Raw genomic sequence first — 4,451 nt, 5'->3', positions numbered from 1 at the left:
CTGCGCATCAGCGACTCGACCTTCTTCGTCGAGGCACTGCGCTCGCGCGGCCGCACCGTTGGCCGCATGGACGCGCGTGTCACCGGCCCGATGGGCCTGGCCCAACCGCAAGGCATGGAATTCGACCCCGGGTTGGACCCGCTGTGGGGCCCGTTCGCGATGGCCGCGCAGCACTACTTCGGCCAGCTCGGCATGGACAGCAGCCGGCGCTACCACCTGTTCGGCCCCGAGGTCATCAAGGAGTGGAATTTCCTGCGCGGCAGCGCCAAAGGCAACCAGTACGCCTGCACCTCGGTGGAGCTGGCGCGGGTCATGCGCCGGCTGCCGCATCTGCGCGTGCTGGTGGCCAGCGGCATCTACGACCTGGCCACCCCCGTCAGCGCCACCGACTGGTCGCTGGACCAGCTGGACCTGCCCGAGGCCGTGCGCGCCAACCTGCTGCACAAGCGCTATGCCGGTGGCCACATGATGTATTCCCGCGAATCCGAGCTGCAGCAACTGCAGCGTGACCTTGTGGACTGGCTGGCCGCGCTGCCGCAGCGCCAGGCCGCCACCGCCTGAGCCCTGCACAACAAGAACCGGCGCGACGACGACGGTTCATGGCTGCCGCCGCGCCACGGGTGCCGCGTGACAGTCCTGGAGAGAGACAAACATGCCCGTGTTCCGTTGGCTGAGCCTGCGCCAGCTGTTGACCTTGCCCTACGTGGTGCTGGTGCTGCTGCTCACGCTGGTGCTGGGCACCTTGTCCTACCGCGCCGGCCGCATCGCGGTCGACAGCCTGTCCGACCAGTTGCTCACCGAGACCGTGGGCCGCATTTCGCAGGCGGTGGAACTGCACGTGCTGGGCTCCGGCGCGGTGCTGGAAACCGCCTTCCCGCGCGGCATGAGCGCGCCGCCGCGGGTGGCTGACGGGCTGGACGCGTTGCGCACCCGCTTCTGGCTGGCCACATCGGTGCACCCGGAGTTGAACAACTACGTCTACTACGGCGACGAACAAGGCCACTTCTTCGGCCTGCTGCGCGAAGGCGGCGAACAGGCCCAGCTGCGGCTGCGCCTGAAGGGCGAGGGCCCGCGCAGCCTGTACGAGTTCAAGGGCATCCATGGCGCGCTGGGCCCCGCCAAGCCCGAGGAGCGCATCTTCGAGCCGCGCCAGCGCCCCTGGTACCAGGCCGGGCATGACGCGCCCACGGAAACCTGGACCTCGATCTACATCGACTTCCGCACCCGCGAGCTGATCTCCACCCGCGCGCGCCGCGTGCTCGCCGAAGACGGCCACGCCCAAGGCGTGGTCGCCACCGACGTGACGTTGCGCCACCTCAGCGCCTTCGTGCACTCGCTGCCGCTCAGCCCACACGGCATTGCGTTCGTGACCGAGCCCAACGGCAACCTGATCGCCACCTCGCGCGGCGACTATCTGCGCAATGGCGCCGATGGCCAGCCCGTTCGCCTGAATGCCGCAGACAGCAGCGACGGCCTGCTCAAGGCCAGCCACGCCGCCGTGCAGGCGCTGCTGCAAAGCCCGGAAGACGCGGGGGCCACGCGGGCGATGCGCATCGACGGGCCGGACGGCGACTCGGTGCAACTGGCGCATGCGCGCATCCGCGACGCGGCGGGGCTGGACTGGCTGATCGTCGTTGCCGTGCCGCGTAGCGACTTCCTGCAGCGCGTCAGCGACAACGCAATGCAAAGCCTGTTGCTGGGCCTGCTGGCTGCGGTGGCCGTGGTGGCCATCGGCCTGCTGAGCCTGGAAGTGCTGTCACGCGACCTGAAGCAGATCGCCACTGCCGCCCGCCAGGTCGGCGAAGGCCGCTTCGACCCGACGCTGGACGTGCAGCGGCAGGACGAGATCGGCGACCTGGCGCGCAGCTTCAGCGCGATGACCCAGCGACTGGCGACCGACCGGCTCACCGGCCTGGCCAGCCGCGAGGCCATGCTGCGTCGAATCGAAGACCGCCTGGCCCACCACCGCCGCTCCGGCGACCACCAGCCCTTCGCGCTGCTGTTCCTCGACGTCAACGGCTTCAAGGCCATCAACGACAACCACGGCCACGCGGTGGGCGACAAGGTGCTGGTCGAACTCGGCGAACGCATGCGCGGCGCACTGCGCGAGGAAGACAGCGTGGCCCGCCTGGCCGGCGATGAATTCCTGGTGCTGCTGGAGCTCAATGAACCCGGCGAAGGCACAGACCCCGAAGCCGCTCTCGCGCCGGTGCTTGCGAAGCTGAAAGCCGCCTTCGCCAAACCGCTGGACAGCCTCGCCGGCCTGCCCGCGACGGAAGATGAGGGCCTGGAGGTGGCGATTGGCGTGGCCCTCTACCCGGAGCATGGCGATGACGTCACCACGCTGCTGGCCCAGGCAGATGCCGACATGTACCGCCGCAAGCCGAGGCGGCGGTGATGTCAGGTTTCTGACGCCAACTGCTGCAACTCCACCAGCCGCCGGTAGAGCCCGCCCTCGATCTGCATGAGCGCATCGTGCGGTCCCAGTTCGGCCACATGGCCGTGGCTCAGCACCAGGATGCGGTCGGCGTCGCGGATGGTGGAGAGGCGGTGGGCGATGGAGATGATGGTGAGCTTGCCGTGCAGCTTGGCGAGGGCTTGCTGCACGACCTGTTCGGTGCCGGTGTCGATGTGCGAGGTGGCTTCGTCCAGCAGCAGGATCTTGGGCTGTCCGGCCAGCGCGCGGGCAATCGCCAGCAGCTGTTTCTCGCCAACGGCCAGGCGCGCGCCGCCTTCGCCGAGCGGTGTGTCGTAGCCGTTCTCCAGCCGTCCGATGAAGCCTGCGGCGCCGGCGGATTCGGCGGCGGTGTGGATCTGCGCTTCGCTCAAGTCGCGGCCCATCGCGATGTTTTCGCGCACGCTGGCGGCGAGCAGGAATGGCTCCTGCGGCACCAGGCCGACGGCGTCGCGGAAGGCGGCTTCGTCCAGCTCGGCAATGGGCTGGCCGTCGACCAGCAACTGGCCGCTGTTCTCGGCAATTGGGTAGAAGCGCAGCAAAAGGGACAGCAGGCTGGTCTTGCCGCTGCCGGTGGGGCCGACGATGCCGAGGAACTCGCCGGGCTTCACATCCAGGTTCACGTCCCGCAGCACCGGCACGCCGTTCTTGTAGGCGAAGTTCAGGTTTTGCAGCGTGACGGCACCGGCCATGACGCGGCCCTTGGCCTGCGGCCGCGGCGCCTCGGCTTCGTCCAGCAGCGTGTTGACCCGCGCCGCTGCCACGACGGCCTGCTGCAGCTGCGAGAACTGCATGGTCAGCTGGATCAGCGGCTCGACCACGCGGCCGATGTAGCTGACAAACGCGTACAGCACGCCGACCTCGACCGCGCTCAACTGGCCGCCGCTCTCGCGCATCCCGAAGACCGCGATGACAACCGCGAGCATCGCCACGTTCAGCAGGTCCAGCGCCGGCCGCAGCAGCCATGCATTGGCCCGAAGCTCGACCTGGCGCGAAGCGTAGTGCGCCTCGTTGACGCTGGCGTAGCGCTTGCCGTAGGTGGCCGCGGCGCCGGTGGCCTGCAGCACGGCCATGCCGGCGATGGACTCCGCCGTCTGCGCATTCAGCGTGCTGCGCAGCTCGCGCGTACGGCCCACGGCCGGTGCCGAGAGGCGTTGGTAGAGGAACACGATGCCGAACACGGCAGGCACCAGCGCCGCGACGATCAGCATCAGCCGCCAGTCCAGGAAGGTCATGGTGACCAGCAAGGTGGTCAGCATGATGAGCGAGTCCAGCATCACGAACAGCACCTGCACATAGAGCTGCTTGACGGCCTCGGTGTCGTTGGTCACGCGGCTGACGAGCTGGCCGGTGATGGCGCTGTCGAAGAAGCTCATCGGCAGCCGCAGCACATGGCCGTAGACCGACTCGCGGATGCGCCGCACCGACTGCATGGCCACCGATGCCAGCCGGCACAGCTGGTGGTAGCGCAGCAGGCTGGCCGTGCAACCGGCAATCAGCGCGCCGGCCAGCAGGCCGAGCATGGCGCCCACCTGCGGGTTGTGCGGCAGCAGGTAGCGGTCGATGAAGGCCTTGCCCATGACCGGGCCGAGTGCGTCCAGCCCGGCGGCCAGCACCAGCCAGAACAGGCCCACCCGCACGGTGGCGACGTCCGGCTGCACGGCACGCCACAGCAGCGCAGCGGCGCGTTTCACCGGCACGCCCTGGGGCTTCTTGTGCGCGTCGTCCACAGGCGCCTCAGTCGTCGTGCTCAAACGAAGTCTCCAGTTGCTGCACCCGCCATTGATGCGCGTACCAGCTGGCGTCCACGCCGCGGGCCAGCAGTTGTTCGTGGCTGCCGAGTTCGGTCAACCGGCCTTGCTTGAGCACGGCGATCTGGTCTGCGTCCGCCAGGGCCGAAAGCCGGTGGCTGACGACGATGACCGTGCGGCCGCGGCGCTGCTCGCGCAGGTGCTGCAGGATGCGGTGCTCGGTCTCGGTGTCCACGGCGGAGAGC

At 68.9% G+C, this 4,451-nt stretch carries 2 protein-coding genes and 2 pseudogenes; 2 read left to right on the top strand and 2 right to left on the bottom strand.

All coding sequences use genetic code 11. From position 1 onward, the window contains the following. Both FKP22_RS32465 and FKP22_RS22080 read left to right on the top strand, forming a co-directional pair. Nucleotides 1-561: pseudogene (locus FKP22_RS32465) on the top strand (S10 family peptidase); the annotation flags it as partial. Between the two features lie 91 nt (nucleotides 562-652). Continuing rightward, complete coding sequence (locus FKP22_RS22080; RefSeq protein WP_141289840.1) at nucleotides 653-2,398, top strand: diguanylate cyclase domain-containing protein; 1,746 nt, start codon at nucleotides 653-655, stop codon at nucleotides 2,396-2,398. 2 nt (nucleotides 2,399-2,400) lie between these two features. Here the strand turns inward: FKP22_RS22080 and FKP22_RS22075 are convergent, their stop codons facing one another. Together FKP22_RS22075 and FKP22_RS32460 are read right to left on the bottom strand one after the other, a co-directional pair. Beyond that, the gene (locus FKP22_RS22075; RefSeq protein ID WP_375140606.1) at nucleotides 2,401-4,185 is read right to left on the bottom strand and encodes an ABC transporter ATP-binding protein; all 1,785 of its coding nucleotides are present in this window, start codon (nucleotides 4,183-4,185) and stop codon (nucleotides 2,401-2,403) included. A gap of 7 nt (nucleotides 4,186-4,192) precedes the next feature. After that, nucleotides 4,193-4,451, bottom strand: a pseudogene (locus FKP22_RS32460) (ABC transporter ATP-binding protein); the annotation flags it as partial.

This window comes from Ideonella azotifigens, assembly GCF_006519715.1.
Classification (GTDB): domain Bacteria; phylum Pseudomonadota; class Gammaproteobacteria; order Burkholderiales; family Burkholderiaceae_C; genus Ideonella; species Ideonella azotifigens.
The sequence above is the reverse complement of the archived record's forward strand: the minus strand, read 5'-3'. Positions and strand labels throughout refer to the sequence as shown.

Coding starts and splice junctions, on each gene's coding strand:
- FKP22_RS22080 (WP_141289840.1), top strand. CDS start 653: ATGCCCGTGTTCCGTTGGCTGAGCCTGCGCCAGCTGTTGACCTTGCCC.